We start from the raw sequence: 1,661 nt of genomic DNA, 5'->3' as shown, positions 1-1,661 counted from the left end.
TAAGACCGCGCTGCATCGCTATTAACAAAGATTTAACCATGCATCTGCATAGCCCACTGACTTCTATTGGCTCCACAATAAACAGGTTTCGTCTCCGGGGAATTCCCGCAGATTAACAAATTGTTCGCGTAGCGTGGCCTATGGCCAGCGTTCGCGTAGCGTGGCCTATGGCCAAGCGCGAATCGTTATTGATTGGACAGATATTCATAGCCGTCAGCCTTGAATATTGTTTTTAGATACTTTGGATGCACATCAATCTTTATGCCAGATTCCTGTTCGCGTAGCGGAGGCCGTAGGCCACGCTTTCGCCGTAGGCGACGCTGCGCGAACGCGAAAGGCTTTGCCGAAAGTACAAAGCTTGGACGATAACGAATAGCGATCCGACCTGTATACTGTCCGGCATATTTCCCTTTTTTGATATCAGCAATGACTATATCTCCTGTCTGAAAACCTTTGAAAAACTTAGCAGAGGGAGCATGAGCCTTTGGGAAACCGTATTTATTTGGTCGGCATCTTTGACGGACTCCGTGACCCTTAGCTGTGACTATTAGCGGCTTTACTCCGTTTATCAGTAATCTCTGAGGGGTAGATTTTCCTACACAAGCAGCATCAATCCAATGGGTTTTCTCGATCTCCCTGGTTTTTCGATTGAACTTGGTTAGACCGCCAGAACCTGTTTCAACAGGTAGCCCAGTCAACTTTAGTCTTCTCCATAATTCCCATCGAGTTGAGTTAACTGCTGCTGCATCTTTCAAGGGAGATTTAGCCAATGCCAGTACTTTCTTTAGAAGTTCTGGTTTTTTGCGCAAAAACTTATCGATCGGATCACTCCCTTTCTTCTGGTTGCAATGCCGACAAGCTAAAGTCAGGTTACTAACTCTATTACTACCCCCAATAGATTTAGGAGTAATATGTTCAACCTCCAAAGGAACATTTTCCGACCCACAATAAACACAGTTATGACCCCACTTGGAAAGTAAATATTCTTTTACCTCAAACCCAAACAGTTCACCGTGCTGATACTCTACACCTGATACTTCGGGATTTGGCATTTTCTGAGTATCAAATCGAACCAACTCTTGGGATATGGCAGTCACTGGACACAGTTTTATTAGTCGTCTAGTCCAAGTTTCAATATTAAGTACTCGACTCATCAATGATGGAGGCAACCAACCTTCTGGGCGCTTTCGGTTGAGAAAACGAGGTTTACGATAACGGGTCTTTCGACTTCTTCTGCCTCGCCTTAAAGCTCTTCTGGATTCCAAAGAATTTTTGATGTTCTGCCCTCGGTGATTGATTTCTAATGCGCTTGTTACCTGTCCAGTATGTTCTTGGACGACAGCAATTCCGGTTGTTTTTGAACCAGGGTCTATTTTGATTCTGTGTGGATGAGTGACAGAATTATCGATACTCCTGTCCTGCATGATGATAGTGAATGGATAACGCTTGAATACTTTAGCTCTCCCTTTTTTGAGTAATTCTCTAGCTCGCGCTGGATGGCACGGATCTAAAGGTTGTTTATTTTGATCTAGAACGAAAACTCGCATTACTTTGAACACTCCACAAGTGGGTAAAGTTTGCCTTGACAATGTTATAAGAGCTTGAGAGGCTAACAACACTTCCTTAACTCATTACAGATGTTTAATTGCTAGCAACAGAGA

Annotated in this window: 1 protein-coding gene; it reads right to left on the bottom strand. The window is 43.7% G+C overall.

Features of this window, described 5'->3' with window-relative positions; translation table 11 throughout:
• Positions 1-185: 185 nt before the first annotated feature.
• Positions 186-1,547, bottom strand: a complete 1,362-nt coding sequence (gene iscB / locus F6K49_RS46765) for an RNA-guided endonuclease IscB (protein ID WP_293109310.1) — start codon at positions 1,545-1,547, stop codon at positions 186-188.
• Positions 1,548-1,661: the final 114 nt, after the last annotated feature.

The sequence above is a fragment of the Moorena sp. SIO3I6 genome (assembly GCF_010672095.1).
Note: the sequence above shows the minus strand (reverse complement) of the source record. Positions and strands in the feature narration are given on the sequence as shown.